Source organism: Pseudomonas sp. BW16M2 (genome assembly GCF_014268865.1).
GTDB classification, from domain to species: Bacteria; Pseudomonadota; Gammaproteobacteria; order Pseudomonadales; family Pseudomonadaceae; genus Aquipseudomonas; species Aquipseudomonas peradeniyensis.
In genome coordinates this window covers 1-15,520 of the sequence record NZ_JABWRI010000051.1, presented here as the reverse complement: position 1 = coordinate 15,520, position 15,520 = coordinate 1, and the positions used below count along the sequence as shown (strand labels likewise).

Annotated in this window: 15 protein-coding genes; 10 read left to right on the top strand and 5 right to left on the bottom strand. The window is 63.8% G+C overall.

Features of this window, described 5'->3' with window-relative positions; translation table 11 throughout:
• Positions 1-149: 149 nt before the first annotated feature.
• Together HU735_RS26265 and HU735_RS26260 are read right to left on the bottom strand one after the other, a co-directional pair.
• Positions 150-788, bottom strand: a complete 639-nt coding sequence (locus tag HU735_RS26265; RefSeq protein WP_028689219.1) for a peroxiredoxin — start codon at positions 786-788, stop codon at positions 150-152.
• A 164-nt stretch (positions 789-952) separates the two neighbouring features.
• The gene (locus HU735_RS26260; RefSeq protein ID WP_186716395.1) at positions 953-2,317 is read right to left on the bottom strand and encodes an OprD family porin; all 1,365 of its coding nucleotides are present in this window, start codon (positions 2,315-2,317) and stop codon (positions 953-955) included.
• Positions 2,318-2,856: 539 nt separating this feature from the next.
• Between HU735_RS26260 and tauA the strand changes: the two genes are divergently transcribed.
• The 4 genes from tauA to tauD are packed head-to-tail and all read left to right on the top strand — an operon-like array spanning position 2,857 to position 6,339.
• Complete coding sequence (gene tauA, locus HU735_RS26255; protein ID WP_050707457.1) at positions 2,857-3,828, top strand: taurine ABC transporter substrate-binding protein; 972 nt, start codon at positions 2,857-2,859, stop codon at positions 3,826-3,828.
• Between the two features lie 13 nt (positions 3,829-3,841).
• Positions 3,842-4,621, top strand: coding sequence for a taurine ABC transporter ATP-binding subunit (gene tauB, locus HU735_RS26250; RefSeq protein WP_186716394.1), 780 nt, complete (start codon positions 3,842-3,844; stop codon positions 4,619-4,621).
• Positions 4,618-5,457, top strand: a complete 840-nt coding sequence (gene tauC, locus HU735_RS26245; RefSeq protein ID WP_186716392.1) for a taurine ABC transporter permease TauC — start codon at positions 4,618-4,620, stop codon at positions 5,455-5,457. Before tauB ends, tauC begins: the two co-directional genes overlap by 4 nt.
• A 48-nt stretch (positions 5,458-5,505) precedes the next feature.
• Positions 5,506-6,339, top strand: coding sequence for a taurine dioxygenase (tauD, locus tag HU735_RS26240; RefSeq protein WP_186716390.1), 834 nt, complete (start codon positions 5,506-5,508; stop codon positions 6,337-6,339).
• A 100-nt stretch (positions 6,340-6,439) separates the two neighbouring features.
• Here tauD and betT read toward each other — a convergent pair whose 3' ends face one another.
• Entirely contained in the window at positions 6,440-8,401 is a 1,962-nt protein-coding gene (betT, locus tag HU735_RS26235) for a choline transporter BetT (RefSeq protein ID WP_181427788.1), read from the bottom strand.
• 310 nt (positions 8,402-8,711) lie between these two features.
• The gene (gene epsC / locus HU735_RS26230) at positions 8,712-9,650 is read right to left on the bottom strand and encodes a serine O-acetyltransferase EpsC (protein ID WP_050707461.1); all 939 of its coding nucleotides are present in this window, start codon (positions 9,648-9,650) and stop codon (positions 8,712-8,714) included.
• Positions 9,651-9,935: 285 nt separating this feature from the next.
• Between epsC and tcyJ the strand changes: the two genes are divergently transcribed.
• Genes tcyJ through tcyN form a run of 3 tightly spaced genes read left to right on the top strand, consistent with a single transcriptional unit; the run spans position 9,936 to position 12,170 of the window.
• The gene (gene tcyJ / locus HU735_RS26225) at positions 9,936-10,742 is read left to right on the top strand and encodes a cystine ABC transporter substrate-binding protein (RefSeq protein ID WP_186716381.1); all 807 of its coding nucleotides are present in this window, start codon (positions 9,936-9,938) and stop codon (positions 10,740-10,742) included.
• Positions 10,739-11,407, top strand: a complete 669-nt coding sequence (tcyL, locus tag HU735_RS26220) for a cystine ABC transporter permease (protein ID WP_046857530.1) — start codon at positions 10,739-10,741, stop codon at positions 11,405-11,407. The genes tcyJ and tcyL overlap by 4 nt, the downstream gene beginning before the upstream one ends.
• Position 11,408: 1 nt before the next feature.
• On the top strand, positions 11,409-12,170 hold the full coding sequence (gene tcyN, locus HU735_RS26215; RefSeq protein WP_186716380.1) for an L-cystine ABC transporter ATP-binding protein TcyN: 762 nt from the start codon (positions 11,409-11,411) through the stop codon (positions 12,168-12,170).
• Between the two features lie 16 nt (positions 12,171-12,186).
• On the opposite strand, the gene HU735_RS26210 is transcribed toward tcyN, so the two are convergent.
• On the bottom strand, positions 12,187-12,837 hold the full coding sequence (locus HU735_RS26210; RefSeq protein ID WP_186716378.1) for a gamma-glutamylcyclotransferase: 651 nt from the start codon (positions 12,835-12,837) through the stop codon (positions 12,187-12,189).
• A gap of 365 nt (positions 12,838-13,202) precedes the next feature.
• Here HU735_RS26210 and HU735_RS26205 point away from each other — a divergent pair, with 365 nt between their 5' ends.
• Genes HU735_RS26205 through HU735_RS26195 form a run of 3 tightly spaced genes read left to right on the top strand, consistent with a single transcriptional unit; the run spans position 13,203 to position 15,468 of the window.
• Positions 13,203-14,447, top strand: coding sequence for a type II and III secretion system protein family protein (locus HU735_RS26205; protein ID WP_186716371.1), 1,245 nt, complete (start codon positions 13,203-13,205; stop codon positions 14,445-14,447).
• Between the two features lie 26 nt (positions 14,448-14,473).
• A complete protein-coding gene (locus HU735_RS26200; protein WP_186716370.1) occupies positions 14,474-15,205 on the top strand; it encodes a tetratricopeptide repeat protein in 732 nt (243 codons plus the stop codon).
• A 2-nt stretch (positions 15,206-15,207) separates the two neighbouring features.
• Positions 15,208-15,468, top strand: coding sequence for a DUF3613 domain-containing protein (locus tag HU735_RS26195; protein ID WP_186716369.1), 261 nt, complete (start codon positions 15,208-15,210; stop codon positions 15,466-15,468).
• Positions 15,469-15,520: the final 52 nt, after the last annotated feature.

Here is a 15,520-nt window from a genome sequence, read left to right as displayed (position 1 = left end):
CCCCCCCCCCCCCCCCCCCCCCCCCCCCCCCCCCCCCCCCCCCCCCCCCCCCACGCTCAACCACCTCCACCCTTCGGAACAATAAAAAAGGGCCGTCGAAACGGCCCGAAGATCCCTGCTTGGCTAAGAGCAATGCAACGAGGAAGACCTCATCGATTCGGTTGCGGGGTCAGTCGCAGATAGGGTTTCACCGCCCGGTACCCTTTCGGGAAGCGCCGTTTGATTTCGTCCTCGTCCTTGAGCGAAGGCACGATCACTACCTCGTCGCCGTCCTGCCAGTTGCCTGGCGTGGCGACCTTGTAGTTGTCGGTCAGCTGCAGCGAGTCGATCACCCGCAGGATCTCGTTGAAGTTGCGCCCGGTACTGGCCGGATAGGTGATGGTCAGGCGCACCTTCTTGTTCGGGTCGATGACGAACAGCGAGCGCACGGTCAGGGTATCGCTGGCGTTGGGGTGGATCAGGTCGTACAGGTCGGAGACCTTGCGGTCGGCGTCGGCGATGATCGGGAAGTTGACCACGGTGTTCTGGGTCTCGTTGATGTCATCGATCCACTTGTGGTGCGAGTCGACCGGGTCCACCGACAAGGCGATGGCTTTCACGCCACGCTTGGCGAAGTCTTCCTTGAGCTTGGCGGTCAGGCCCAGCTCGGTGGTGCACACCGGTGTGAAGTCGGCCGGGTGGGAGAACAGCACGCCCCAGCTGTCGCCCAGCCATTCGTGGAAGCGGATCTTGCCGGCGCTGGAATCCTGTTCGAAATCGGGGGCGATATCGCCGAGTTTGAGGCTCATGGAAGCGGCTCCTGTGCTGTGTCTGGCCTTGTGGGTTCAATGTGCCTGCTTCCGAATAAAAATAAAAAGAATAAATATCGATTTATTTATAACCATTAAGAATACGGATTCGCAGACACAAAAAAGCCTCGCACTAGGCGAGGCTTTCTTGATGCCGCTACGACTTACATGAAGGCGTAAGTGTAGTTGACGATGAAGCGAGTCTGGTCCTGGTCGTTCGCAGCGCCCGAACCGGTGCCACGGTAGACACCCTGGCGCAGGCTGAAGCCCAGGCCCTTGAGGGTGCCTTCCTGCAGAACGTAGTCGACGCGAGCGTCACGCTCCCACTCGCTGAAGGTACCGTGGCCGTCGGTGTTACGACCATCCTGACCGCGCAGGTAGGCTACCGAAGCCTTCAGGCCCGGCACGCCCAGGCGGGCGAAGTCGTAGGAGTACTGACCGAAGGTGGTGTTTTCACCGGCCTTGGCGAACTGGTTGATCATGCTGTCGGTGAACAGGTAGAAGCTGGCGCCGCCCGCACCTTCGGCACGGCCGTTACCATCAACGACACCGCCCTGGTTCAGCCAGACGAAGCCACCATCATCGTTGACCTGCTGATGGCCGAGCATCAGCGCGTGGCCACCGAGGGTATAGGTGAACATGGCGGACCAGGTCTTGTTGTCGACCTTGCCGGTTTCCTTGGCATAACCGCCGTTGTTGTTGAAGTTGTAGCCGCCACCGTGGCCGTTCTTGCCATCGCTGCTGCTATCGAAGTAGCGCAGGTCGGTCTTGAACGATTGGTCGTCAGCGATCTTGAAGACGTGGGTGGCACCCAGGAAGCTCTGCTTGTAGAAGTCTTCCAGGTTCGAGTAGTAGTACTGCAGGGTCAGGTCTGGAGTGAGCTTGTAGTCCAGGCCACCGTAGCGGAACTTGTTGCTGTCAGCGCTCGCGCCGTTGACCGACAGGCCGGTACGGTTGCTCGAGGCACGACCCATTGCGTGGGTCAGCTGACCGGCGTTGATGGTCAGGTTGTCGATTTCCTTCGAGGTGATGGTAGCGCCTTCGAAGGTTTGCGGCAGCAGACGACCGTCGTTGGAGACCAGGATCGGCAGCATCGGTGCCAGGGCGCTACCGAAGTGCGCTTCGGTCTTGGAGAAGCGGGCCTTGGCGTTGGCGCCAACACGTGCCCACTGGCTTACCGAAGAACCGTCGGTATCGTCCGGAAGGAAGCCAGACTTGTGGTAGCCCTTGCCACCATCGAGGTGGATACCCCACACGGCCTGGGCATCGACACCGAAGCCTACGGTGCCTTCAGTGAAGCCGGAGATATAGTCGAGCTTGAAACCTTGACCGGTTTCACGCTGATCCGGACGCTTGCCGGCCGGACGAGTCGCGGTTGCCGGAGTGGCGTGCGCTTCGCGGTTGTTGTTGTCGAAGTACATGGTGCGCGAGCTCAGGGACAGCTTGCTGTCCTCGATGAAACCGGCAGCGCCTGCTTGTTGGGCGAGAACCCCCAGTGCCACGGCCAGGGCCAGGCTGGACTTGTACATGTTTTGCTCCTCTACGTTCTAATTTTTGTGCGTCTCAAGCGGCGGAGTCTGCTGCCCCACTCACCCGGATTGGCGATTTAGCACAAATGCGTGACCGCCAAGTCAATCGCTAACGGTCGATCTGCGACTTTGGTCTAACCCGCCGACCTGCGCTACAGGATAATGACAATCCTATAAATCCAAAATGACCGTTTTATGAATCTGTAAGATTTTTACGGAATAACATCGGAACCATTCCTGCGAAACGTTGTATCGACGCCGTCAATCATACCTTTAGGTTATGTGCAAACGTTTGCCGAGCTGTCGACCAGCGGTCCCCCCGCAGGAACCGAACAAGACTAGCCGTCTTGAGCGATTCCGCCAGCTTCGCCCCCTGTTGTGGAAGCGAGCTTGTCCTGCGATGAAAACGGCCCCACACCGACATGGGGGTCAGAGCGTTTGGCTTTTAAGCTAAGTCCAAAAAGTTATTTATTTACTATTTCTTAGATCATCTAGTCTTCTCGCCATCCATCCCAGAATGCCTGACGAGAGGTTCAACCATGATCCCGCACGCTCCGCTGCGCCTGTTCGCCGCCCTGACCCTCGCCAGTGCCAGCTGGCTGGCCCAGGCCGCCGACCTGACCGTCGCCTACCAGACCACCGTCGACCCAGCCAAGGTGGCCCAGGTCGATGGCACCTATGAAAAGGACAGCAAGGCCAGCATCGACTGGCGCAAATTCGACAATGGTGCCGACGTGATCACCGCCGTCGCCTCGGGCGATGTGCAGATCGGCTACCTCGGCTCCAGCCCGCTGGCCGCCGCCGCCACCCGCAAGCTGCCGGTCGAGACCTTCCTGATCGCCACCCAGATCGGCGCAGGCGAAGCCCTGGTCGCCCGCGACAGCATCAAGACCCCGCAGGACCTGGTGGGCAAGAAAGTCGCCGTGCCGTTCGTTTCCACCGGCCATTACAGCCTGCTGGCCGCACTCAAGAGCTGGAACATCGACCCGTCGAAGGTGCAGATCCTCAACCTCGCGCCGCCGGCGATCATCGCTGCCTGGAAACGCGGCGACATCGACGCCACCTACGTCTGGGACCCGGCCCTGGGCGTGGCCAAGGAGAACGGCAAGGTGCTGATCACCTCGGGCGAGCTGGCCGAGAAAGGCGCGCCGACCTTCGATGCCTGGATCGTGCGCAAGGACTTCGCCGCCAAGCACCCGGAGATCGTCAAGTCGTTTGCCAAGGTCACCCTCGACGCCTACGCCGACTACCGCAAGGACCCGAAAGCCTGGCTGGCCGACAAGGACAACGTCGCCAAGCTGGTCAAGCTGTCCGGCGCCAAGCCGGCCGATATCCCGGTGCTGCTGCAGGGCAACGTCTATCCGCTGGCCGCCGACCAGGCCAGCGCACTGGGCGCGCCGACCACCCAGGCACTGACCGACACCGCCACCTTCCTCAAGCAACAAGGCAAGGTCGACGCCGTGCTGCCCGACTACTCGCCCTACGTCAGCGCCCAATACCTGCCCAACTGATCCGGAGCCCGTCATGGCCTTGCTCGAACTGGAGCGCATCAGCGCACAGTACCCCGGCGCCACCACCCCGGTGTTGGCCGACATCAACCTGAGCCTGGGCCCGCGCCAGCTGCTGGTGGCCCTCGGGCCGTCCGGCAGCGGCAAGACCTCGTTGCTCAACCTGATCGCCGGCTTCGTCGCCCCCAGCGGCGGGCGCATCAGCCTCGACGGCGCGCCGGTGCAAGGCCCGGGCGCCGAGCGTGGCGTGGTATTCCAGGACGATGCCCTGCTGCCCTGGCAGGACGTACTCGGCAACGTCGCCTTCGGCCTCGAGCTGGCCGGCGTGCCCCGTGCCCAGCGTGAAGCCAAGGCCCGCGAGATGCTGGCGCTGGTCGACCTGGCCGGCTTCGGCGAACGGCGTATCTGGCAATTGTCCGGCGGGCAGAAGCAGCGTGTGGGCCTGGCCCGGGCACTGGCCGCCGACCCACGGGTGCTATTGATGGACGAACCGTTCGGCGCCCTCGATGCCTTTACCCGCGAACAGATGCAGGAGCTGCTGCTGCAGGTCTGGCAGCGCACCGCCAAGCCAGTGTTCCTGATAACCCACGACATCGAAGAGGCGGTGTTCCTCGCCACCGAGCTGGTGCTCCTGGCGCCCAATCCGGGGCGCGTGGTCGAGCGTCTGCAGCTGGACTTCGGCCAGCGCTATGCCGCTGGTGAGTCGGCCCGGGCGATCAAGTCCGATCCCCGCTTCATCGAAACCCGCGAGCACGTGCTGGCGCGGGTGTTCTCGCAACGTCAGGAGTCCGCATGAGCAGCATCGAATTGCCGGCCACCGCCAAGCAGGCACAACGCACGCCTCCTGTCGTGAAGACCCGCAAGCCCTTGTCGACCCGCTGGATCAGCGCCCTCACCCTGGCCGCCCTGCTGCTGGCGTGGTGGCTGGTGACCGCCGCCGGCTGGATCGAACCCCTGTTCCTGCCCTCGCCCGCCGACATTCTGGCCAAGGGCTGGACACTGCTCACCCGGGGCTACATGGACGCCAGCCTGTGGCAACACCTGGGCGCGAGCCTGGGCCGTATCGGCCTGGCGCTGGTGGCGGCGACACTGACCGCCATCCCCGTCGGCCTGGCCATCGGCTACAACCGCGTGGCCCGCGGCATCCTCGACCCACTGATCGAGTTCTACCGACCGATCCCGCCGCTGGCCTACCTGCCGCTGATCGTCATCTGGTGCGGTATCGGCGAGCTGTCGAAGGTGCTGCTGATCTACCTGGCGATCTTCGCCCCGATCGCCATCGCCACCGCCACCGGCGTGCGCACCGTCGACCCGGCCAAGCTGCGCGCCGCGCAGTCGCTGGGGGCCACCCGGGCGCAACTGATCCGCCATGTGATCCTGCCCAGCGCCCTGCCCGACATCCTCACCGGCATCCGCATCGGCCTCGGCGTGGGCTGGTCGACCCTGGTCGCCGCCGAGCTGATCGCCGCCACCAGCGGCCTGGGCTTCATGGTGCAGTCGGCGGCGCAGTTCCTGGTCACCGACGTGGTGGTGCTGGGGATCCTGCTGATCGCCCTGATCGCCTTCGCCCTGGAGATGGGCCTGCGCGCCCTGCAGCGCAAGCTGGTGCCCTGGCATGGCCAGAGCCATTGACCCACGAATGACCACGCCGGCAACCCGGCACCTGGAACGAGAAAAGACATGAGCCTGACCGTTACCCCCTTGAGCCCAGCCCTTGGCGCGCAGATCAGCGGCGTGGACATCAGCCGCGATATCACCCTCGAACAGCGTGACGCCATCGAGCAGGCGCTGCTCGAACACCAGGTGCTGTTCTTCCGCGACCAGCCGATCACCCCCGAGCAGCAGGCCCGTTTCGCCGCCCGCTTCGGCGACCTGCACATCCACCCGATCTACCCCAATGTGCCGCAGACGCCGCAGGTACTGATTCTCGACACCGCGGTCACCGATGTGCGCGACAACGCCGTCTGGCACACCGACGTGACCTTCCTGCCGACCCCGGCGCTGGGCGCGGTGCTCAGCGCCAAGCAGTTGCCGGCCTTTGGCGGCGACACCCTGTGGGCCAGCGGGATCGCCGCGTTCGAGGCGCTGTCGGCGCCGCTGCGCACGATGCTCGACGGCCTGACCGCCACCCACGATTTCACCAAGTCGTTCCCGCTGGAGCGCTTCGGCACCACCGCCGAAGACCTGGCGCGCTGGGAAGCCACCCGGCGCAACAACCCACCGCTGTCGCACCCGGTGGTGCGCACCCACCCGGTCAGCGGGCGCAAGGCATTGTTCGTCAACGAAGGCTTCACCACGCGGATCAACGAGTTGAACGAGCAGGAGAGCGAGGCACTGCTCAAGCTGCTGTTCGCCCATGCGACGCGGCCGGAGTTCAGCATTCGCTGGCGTTGGCAGGAAAATGACGTGGCGTTCTGGGACAACCGCGTGACCCAGCACTTTGCGGTGGATGACTACCGGCCGAACCGGCGGGTGATGCATCGGGCGACCATTCTGGGGGATGCGCCGTTCTGAGGTTTCCTGTGCGGGCCTCTTCGCGGGACAAGCCCGCTCCTACAAGGGTTACGCGATCCCTGTAGGAGCGGGCTTGTCCCGCGAAGAGGCCGGAACAGGCTTACCTCACCAGATGCAGGTACTGCATGTGCCGCTCGTACTGGTCGAGGATGTCGTTGATGATCTGCTCCTTGCTGTAGCCGACCAGATCATAGTTCTGGCTACCTTCGCTCAAGTGCACCTCGGCCCGGTAGTAGCGACGATTCTTCAACTCCTGCGTCCCCAGCCCACCCAACGCGAACGACGGCGTGAAGTAGCCACGCATCTGCACCTGGTAGATGAACGGCTGCTCCTCGCCATGGCCGATCTTCAGGCTGACGTTGTCATGGCTCGGATCGTCCTGGGTAATCAGCACCAGCCCCTTCTGCTCGAACACCTCGCGTACCTCGGCGATCGCCGGACGCACCACGTCGTCCATGAAGCGGTACACCTCGTCCCGCGACGGGAAGTGCACGGCTTGGCTCAGGCGCTGGCGCCAGCCGCCACGCCCACGGCGGGACTGGGCGAAGGGCGCCAGCGAGTGCATCTGCGCGATCTGTCGCTGGCTTTCCAGGTAGAAGGCCTTGTGCAGCCCCCACATCATGCACAGCAGGATCAGCGAGAACGGCAGCGAGGTCAGCACCACCGCCGACTTCAGCGAATCGATGCTGCCGGCGAACAGCAGCGCGCTGGTGATCAGCGCGGTCATCGCGCCCCAGAAGATGCGCAGCCAGTTCGGGCCGTCCTCGTCGGCGCCACCGCCCTTGGCCGACAGCGTCGACAGCACCACCGTGCCGGAGTCGGCCGAGGTGACGAAGAACACGAAGCTGATGAACACCGTCACGGCGATCACCGTCTTGCTCCACGGGTAGGTTTCCAGCAGCAGGTACAGGCTCATCGACGGGTTGTCGATGGCCGACTGCCCCAGCGCGGTCATGCCGTGGTTGATCACCTGGTCCAGGGCGCTGTTGCCGAAGATCGACATCCACGCCAGGGTGAAGCCCAGCGGGATCAGCAACACGCCGAAGACGAACTCGCGGATGGTGCGCCCGCGCGAAATGCGCGCGATGAACAGCCCCACGAACGGCGCCCAGGCAATCCACCAGGCCCAGTAGAACACCGTCCAGCCACCCAGCCAGTCGCGTTGCTCGCCGTAGGCGTACACATCGAAGCTCTTGCGCGGCAAGGCGCCCAGGTAGTCTCCGAGGTTCTGGATCAAGGTGTTGAACAGGTGCTGGGTGGGCCCGGCGAACAGCACGAACAGCAGCAGCGCGCAGGCCAGGAACAGGTTGATGTCGCTCATCACCCGCACGCCCTTCTCCACCCCGGCGACCGCCACGGCCACCGCCGCACCCATCATCAGGGTGATGAGGATCACCTGCACCCACTGGCTGTGACTGATGCCGAACAGGTAGTCGAGGCCGGCGTTCAGGTGCAGCACGCCGAAGCCCATGTCGGCGCCCAGGCCAAACACCGTGGCGATGATGCCGAAGCCGTCCACCGCGTAGCCGATCGGGCCGTTGATGCGTTTGCCGATCAGCGGGTACAGCGCCGAGCGCAGGGCCAGCGGCAGGTTGTGCCGGTAGGCGAAGTAAGCCAGCGCCATGCCGACGAAGGCGAACACGCCCCAGCCGTGCAGGCCCCAGTGCAGGAACAGGATCTGCATCGCCTGGCGCCCGGCCTCGGCTGTGCCGGCCTCGCCCTGCGGCGGCTGGAGCATGTGGGTCAGCGGCTCGGAGACGCAGAAGAAGAACAGGGTGATGCTGATGCCGGCGGCGAACAGCATGCCGGCCCAGGACAGGTAGCTGAACTCGGGCTCGTCATGGTCGGCGCCGAGCTTGATCTTGCCGTAGCCGGACAAGGCGGTGACCACCACGAAGACCAGGTACAGGGTCATGGCCAGCATGTAGTACCAGCCGACGGTGTTGGCTGCCCAGTTCTGCGCCGCCAGCAGCCAGTCGCCGGCAGCCTGGGGCTGGGCGATGACGATCAGGCCGAAGAGGAGGATGAAACTTGCCGCGAAGTAGAACACGGGGGGGTTCATGCGGATCTTGCCGTGGGCAAGGTCGGGGGTCGGTGCACTCATCGAACGGGCACCTCGTCGAAGGACGTGAGGTTCGGATTGAACGGGTTCAGCAAAGGCGATTCCTCCTTTTGAACACCGGCAATGGACCAGCGTTTTTCGTTGAACAAGCGTTCAAGTTAAACATGGATCGAGTTTCAATGCGACCCGATGCCGCTGGGCGGGGACCGAACAGAATGCACGTGGGAGCGGGCTTGCCCCGCGATTGCAGGGTCACGCCCACCATCGCCATCGCGGGGCAAGCCCGCTCCCACGCATCCCAGCCCTTGAGTCAGAAGGCTTTCTTGCCCTCGCAATCCAGCTGCAGGTTAGCCTGGGTAATGTTGCTGTCAGCCGGCACGCTGCGGGTCAGCCACACGTTGCCGCCGATGGTCGAGCCCTTGCCGATGGTGATCCTTCCGAGGATGGTCGCACCCGCGTAGATCACCACGTCGTCCTCGACGATCGGGTGGCGGGCCAGGCCCTTGTGCAGGGTGCCCGACTCGTCGCTGGGGAAGCGCTTGGCGCCCAGGGTCACGGCCTGGTAGATACGCACCCGCTCGCCGATGATCGCAGTCTCGCCGATCACCACGCCGGTGCCATGGTCGATGAAGAAGCTCGGGCCGATCTGCGCGCCGGGGTGGATGTCGATGCCGGTGGCAGAGTGCGCCAGCTCCGAGCTGATCCGCGCCAGCAGCGGCAGGCCGGCCCGGTACAGGTGGTGGGCCAGGCGGTGGTGGATGATCGCCAGGATGCCCGGGTAGCACAGCAGCACCTCGTCGACGCTGCGCGCCGCCGGGTCGCCGTGGTAGGCGGCGAGCACGTCGGTGTCCAGCAGCACGCGCAGGGCCGGCAGGGCCGCGGCGAAGTCCTGGATCAGGCGCAGGGCGTGGCCATCGACATCGACCACATCGGTCTTGCCATGGCGCGCCGCGTAGCGCAGCTCAAGGCGGGCCTGGGCCAGTAGCGCGGTGAGCGCGGCGTCGAGGGTGTGACCGACATAGAAGTCTTCGCTCTCTTCACGCAGGTCCACCGGGCCCAGGCGCATGGGGAACAGCGCGCCGCACAGCTGCTCGAGAATCTGTCGCAGCGCCTCGCGCGACGGCAGTTCGCGCCCGCCCTGCTCGCCGCTGCTGCGGCCGTTGCTGCTGCGCCACTGCTCACGGGCGCTGCGCAGGCCACTGACGATGCCCTGCAGTTGCCAGTGCCCGGTTGATGGTTGTTCGCTCACGGTGTTTCTCCTGCCAGGCGGCTATCTCGATATACCTACGCTCCCTGTAGGAGCGGCCCTTTCGCGACACAAGGCCGCTCCTACAGGGAGGGTGTAAGCCACGATACGTCAAATCTGCCTCTTGGAAAAAACAACGCTTTATTCCATCCTGAGCTAAGTCGGGCATAAGCGACTGCAAAATGCAGAAACGGGAATAACAACCTGATTTTTTATTATTTCCCGACCTATGAAGCCCACCTCTATAGTCGCCACCTCACTACTTCCACAACAAGCGCGGGGCCTGCCATGACCAAATTCGCCAAACCCCTTCTCAACGCCAGCCTGGCGCTCCTGCTCGGCGCTGGCCTGCTCGGCCAGGCCTTCGCCGGCGAGCAGTTGAAGACCATCCAGGAGAAAGGCGTGATCAACGTCGGCCTGGAAGGCACCTACCCACCGTTCAGCTTCCAGGACGAGAACGGCAAGCTGACCGGCTTCGAAGTCGAGCTGTCCGAACTGCTGGCCAAGGAGCTGGGGGTCAAGGCCAAGGTCCAGCCGACCAAGTGGGACGGCATCCTCGCCGCCCTGGAGTCCAAGCGCCTGGATGTGGTGATCAACCAGGTGACCATCTCCGAAGAGCGCAAGAAGAAGTACGACTTCTCCGAGCCCTACACCGTTTCCGGCATCCAGGCCTTGGTGCTCAAGGGCAGCGACAACGAGAAGAACATCAAGACCGCCGCCGACCTCGGTGGCAAGAAGGTCGGCGTCGGCCTGGGCACCAACTACGAGCAATGGGTGAAACAGGACGTGCCGACAGCCGATGTCCGCACTTACGAAGACGACCCGACCAAGTTCGCCGACCTGCGCAATGGCCGTATCGACGCCATCCTGATCGACCGCCTGGCCGCGCTCGAGTACGTGCAGAAAACCGCCAAGGACAAGAAACCGACCGCGCTGGCCGGCGAGAAATTCTCCAAGCTGGAATCGGGCGTGGCCCTGCGCAAGGGCGAGCCTGAACTGCTCGACGCGCTGAACAAGGCCATCGACAAGCTCAAGGCCGACGGCACGCTGGCCAAGCTGTCCGAGAAATACTTCGGTGCCGATGTCACCAAATGATCGCTGAAAGCCTGCAACTCGTTGTCGATTCCGCGCCCTTCCTGCTCAAGGGCGCGGGCTATACCGTGCTGCTCAGTGTCGGCGGCATGTTCTTCGGCCTGGTGCTGGGCTTCGCCCTGGCGCTGATGCGCCTGTCGAAGATCCTGCCGCTGGACTGGCTCGCCCGCATCTACGTGTCGTTCTTCCGCGGCACGCCGCTGCTGGTGCAGCTGTTCGTGATCTACTTCGGCCTGCCGCAGATCGGCATCGAGCTCGACCCGATCCCGGCGTCGCTGATCGGCCTGTCGCTGAACATGGCGGCGTATATCTGCGAAATCCTCCGCGCGGCGATCTCCTCGATCGACCGTGGCCAGTGGGAAGCGGCGGCCAGCATCGGCATGACCCGCACCCAGGCCATGCGCCGGGCGATCCTGCCGCAAGCCCTGCGCACCGCCTTGCCGCCGCTGGGCAACAGCTTCATCTCGCTGGTCAAGGACACCGCCCTGGCGGCGACCATCCAGGTGCCCGAGCTGTTCCGCCAGGCGCAGCTGATCACCGCCCGGACCTTCGAGGTCTTCACCATGTACCTGGCTGTCGCGGTGGTCTACTGGATCCTCTGCAGCATCCTGGCGCACTTCCAGAACCGCATGGAAGCACGGGTCAACCAGCACGACCAGGAGCACTGAGATGATCGTAGTAGAAGGCCTGAGCAAGCAGTTCAAGGGCCATACCGTGCTCAACGGCATCGACCTGACCGTGCAACCCGGCGAGGTGGTCGCCATCATCGGCCCCAGCGGCTCGGGCAAGACCACCTTCCTGCGTTGCCTGAACCTGCTGGAAACCCCCGATGCCGGGCGCATCCAGATCGGCGACATCAGCATCGACGCCAACCGCCCGCTGGGCGGCCAGCAGGGTGCGATCCGACGCCTGCGCCAGCAGGCCGGATTCGTGTTCCAGAACTTCAACCTGTTTCCCCACCGCACCGCCCTGGAGAACGTCATCGAAGGGCCGGTGATCGTCAAGAAGACGCCCCGCGACAAGGCCATCGAGCTGGCCAGGCGCCTGCTGGCCAAGGTCGGCCTGGCGGGCAAGGAAGACGCCTACCCGCGCCGCCTGTCCGGCGGCCAGCAGCAGCGGGTGGCCATCGCCCGCGCCCTGGCCATGGAGCCCGAAGTGATCCTGTTCGACGAACCCACCTCGGCGCTCGACCCGGAGCTGGTGGGCGAGGTTCTGGAGACCATCCGCGGCCTGGCCGAGGAAAAGCGCACCATGATCATCGTCACCCACGAAATGAGCTTCGCCCGCGATGTCGCCAACCGGGTGATCTTCTTCGACAAGGGCGTGATCGTCGAGCAGGGCGAGGCCAAGGCGCTGTTCGCCAACCCCAAGGAAGAACGCACCCGCCAGTTCCTGCGCAAGTTCCTCGGCACCGCCGCCGGCCAGGAATGACCCCACCGCGCGGGGCTCACACCTCGCGCAGGTTGTGGCAACGCCTGAAACGGGCTTCCAGGTTGCGATCGGGCATCTGGTGGCTGCGCAGGGCGTTGAGGGTCTGCTCCACGTAATCGCGCGTCGTGCCGTAGCGCCCCTTGGCGCTGGCGAGGATCTGGCTGAACAGGGTGTCCGGCAGGTTGCCCGCGTAGCACGGCAGGTGCCGTTCCAGTACGAAGCCCAGGGCCTGGACCTTGCTGCCGTCGCCCAGGCGGCAGCTGAGCCAGTGCGGGCGATAGGCCGGGAAAGGCATTTCCCGTTGCCACAGGGCCATCAGCGAATCATCCAGGTTGCTTTCATCCAGACGGTAGGCGAAACCGCTGCAGGAACCGCCACGGTCCAGCCCGAACACCAAGCCCGGGCATTCCGGTGTGCCACGGTGCTCGTGGGACCAAAGATACAGGCCGCGATGGTAGCCATGCACCCGTGCCCGCTGGCGCTCGACCGAATTGCATTCGGGGCGCCAGATCAGCGAGCCGTAGGCGAACAGCCAGACCGGGCCGCCTTCATGCAGAGACATGGTTTCCTGCATCGAGCGCTGCAGTTGTTCGCGGGTCAACTGCTGCCCGAAGTCGAGTGACGGCGGATAGGCTATTTGCCAGGATGAACTTTCAAGTGTCGACATGAGCTGCCGCCATAGGGGTCAATCAATCCTGCGCATCTTCACAGAGTCGACAACGCGAACTGCATGCTCCGTTGCACCTTGTTCTCGGACAAACCCCGGAAGATCCAAAGTGAGGTCTTTTCTTTGAAATGATCTTCGGCTGGATCCTAGGCTAAACGCAAGGACAGCGTCCAGTGAACAAGCGATCCCCGGCTCCGACGAATGGTATTTTTCGATTTAATAGCATTTTGACCTTTCTGCGCTAACGTCAGATAACAACGACGTTTGTTCGAGCCAGAGACGTGCCCATGCCTGGGTTCCCTGGCCGAACACTAGGTTTGAGCGGGCCTCGGTATCCAGACCTAAACCAGACAAGGAAGCAGTGAATGGACAGTGATTGCGTGAAAGTACTCAAACGCGTTGCATGGACGTTGATCTTCACTGGACTGTCCACAAACATCGCCCAGGCCGCCCCCGGCAATTGCTCTGCATTGTCCGCCCTGCCGGCGGTGATCGAGGTCGGCGAAGGTATGCAGAAGGTGATGAATTCCGAGGTTGCCATCACGCGTCTGGCCGTCGGCGATCCGAAAGTCGCCGACGTTCAGACCTATGGTAAAAATGATGCGTACCTGCTGACCGGCATCGCCCCCGGTGCCACCAGCCTGATGGTCTGGACTGCCTGCTCCAGCGCCCCGCGCCAAAGCATGGTGTTCGTCCAGGGCAAGGGTGCCGGCTCGCTGATGAGCACGGCGTTACCGCCGTCGGAAGACCCCTCGCTGCCCAGCCAGGTGCAAACCGACATACGCTTCGTCGAAGTCAGCCGCACCAAGCTCAAGGAAGCCAGTACCTCGATCTTCGGCAAAGGCGGAAGCTTCCTGTTCGGCTCCCCGGGCACCGTCCCGCTGGTGACCGTGTCGCCCGGCCAACTCGGTAACACAGCCACCGCCATCCCGCTGGACAACAGGACGTTCAACATCGGCATCGGCGGCGGCAAAGTGCTCGGGCTGATCAATGCGCTCGAAGGCAGTGGCTTCGCCTACACGCTGGCGCGGCCGAGCCTGGTGGCGCTCAGTGGCCAGAGCGCGAGCTTCCTGGCCGGGGGTGAGGTACCGATTCCGGTGCCCAGCAGCGGCAGCGACACCATCTCGATCGAGTACAAGGAGTTCGGTATTCGCCTGACCCTCACGCCAACCATCGTCGGACGTGACCGTATTGCCTTGAAAGTGGCGCCAGAGGTCAGCGAACTCGACTACAACAACGGCGTGCGCATCGCGGGCATCACCGTACCGGCGCTGAGCGTGCGTCGCACCGACACCAGTATTTCCCTGGCCAACGGCGAGAGCTTCGTGATCAGTGGTTTGATCAGTACCAGCAACATTTCGTCCGTGAGCAAGTTCCCAGGTCTGGGCGATGTTCCGGTCCTGGGGGCGTTCTTCCGTGACTCCACGATCAGCCGCGAGGAAAAGGAACTGCTGATGATCGTCACCCCGCACCTGGTGCAACCGTTGGCGGCGAATGCCCGCCTGCCGTCGTTGCCGGGGGAGAACCTGCGTAACTACGACCCGAACTGGTTCCGCATGTATTTCCTCGAAGACGGTAACTTCGACCGGCTCAGTGGGTTGTCGCAATGAGCATCAGGGCCTTGCGGGAGCACAGGGTGAAAGCACTGATCGCGGTGCTGGGATTGATGGTGCTCAGTGGCTGCGCCACCGATGGGGGCGGCAGGTGGTCAAGCCTGGGAAGCGCCAGTTGCGCCAAACCGACCCCCGATCAGGAGCTGTCGCTGAGCATGGCCGACGACATGATCGGCGACGGCAAGTTGCACGCAGGCCTGGCCAACCTGCAGAACCTCCCTGACGACCTTGCCGCAGTGCGCCTGCGCAAGGCCAAGATCTATCGCATGCTTGGCCAGAGTGAGGCCGAACCGCTGTATCGCAGCTTGCTCGGTACCTGCCTGACCGCTGAAGGCGAGCACGGCCTGGGTCAGCTGGCGACTTCCCGCGCCGACGCCGAGCAAGCGCTCGAACACTTGCAGCGCGCCGCGCGTCTGTCCCCCACCGATGAGAAGATTCGCAACGATCTGGGCGTGGTCTACCTCAAGCAACTGAAACTCAAGGAAGCCCGTTTCGAACTGATCACCGCCATGGAACTGAAGCCGTCCGACACCTTGGCAGCCAGCAACCTGGTGACCCTGCTGATTTACCAAGGCAACTGGAAACAAGCCTCGGAGCTGGCCAGCCGTGCCGGCCTGAACCCCGAGCAAGTCACCCAGGCCAAGGAGCGTGCGGAAAAACTCAAGGCATCGACGACCGCGGCGGCGGTGCCCAGTGATCGTGTCACAACGGCCATCGAGCCGTCGGTTGCCAACCCGCCAACAACGCAGAGGTAGTGATGAAAAACAACCTAGCCAGTTGCCTGGGGCTGTTGCTCGTTCCGCTCGCAGCCCAGGCCATCGAACCCGGCCCTTCCTCGGAGCAACAGCAGCAAACCGAAGTCTGGCTGGTGCTGCAATCTCACGGCCAGGCCATGTCGCCCATCCGGCAAACGGCTGCGGCCAGTGAGCGCGACCTGGCCTTGCAGCGCTGGCTGGAGAGCTACAAACACGCCATCCCCGAGTACTACAAGGAATACTCCGGCGGGCAACGCAAATAACCACAGACGGTACCGGGGCCGGGGGGGGGGGGGGGGGGGGGGGGGGGGGGGG

Coding starts and splice junctions, on each gene's coding strand:
- HU735_RS26265 (WP_028689219.1), bottom strand. CDS start 788: ATGAGCCTCAAACTCGGCGATATCGCCCCCGATTTCGAACAGGATTCC.
- HU735_RS26260 (WP_186716395.1), bottom strand. CDS start 2,317: ATGTACAAGTCCAGCCTGGCCCTGGCCGTGGCACTGGGGGTTCTCGCC.
- tauA (WP_050707457.1), top strand. CDS start 2,857: ATGATCCCGCACGCTCCGCTGCGCCTGTTCGCCGCCCTGACCCTCGCC.
- tauB (WP_186716394.1), top strand. CDS start 3,842: ATGGCCTTGCTCGAACTGGAGCGCATCAGCGCACAGTACCCCGGCGCC.
- tauC (WP_186716392.1), top strand. CDS start 4,618: ATGAGCAGCATCGAATTGCCGGCCACCGCCAAGCAGGCACAACGCACG.
- tauD (WP_186716390.1), top strand. CDS start 5,506: ATGAGCCTGACCGTTACCCCCTTGAGCCCAGCCCTTGGCGCGCAGATC.
- betT (WP_181427788.1), bottom strand. CDS start 8,401: ATGAACCCCCCCGTGTTCTACTTCGCGGCAAGTTTCATCCTCCTCTTC.
- tcyJ (WP_186716381.1), top strand. CDS start 9,936: ATGACCAAATTCGCCAAACCCCTTCTCAACGCCAGCCTGGCGCTCCTG.
- tcyL (WP_046857530.1), top strand. CDS start 10,739: ATGATCGCTGAAAGCCTGCAACTCGTTGTCGATTCCGCGCCCTTCCTG.
- tcyN (WP_186716380.1), top strand. CDS start 11,409: ATGATCGTAGTAGAAGGCCTGAGCAAGCAGTTCAAGGGCCATACCGTG.
- HU735_RS26210 (WP_186716378.1), bottom strand. CDS start 12,837: ATGTCGACACTTGAAAGTTCATCCTGGCAAATAGCCTATCCGCCGTCA.
- HU735_RS26205 (WP_186716371.1), top strand. CDS start 13,203: ATGGACAGTGATTGCGTGAAAGTACTCAAACGCGTTGCATGGACGTTG.
- HU735_RS26195 (WP_186716369.1), top strand. CDS start 15,208: ATGAAAAACAACCTAGCCAGTTGCCTGGGGCTGTTGCTCGTTCCGCTC.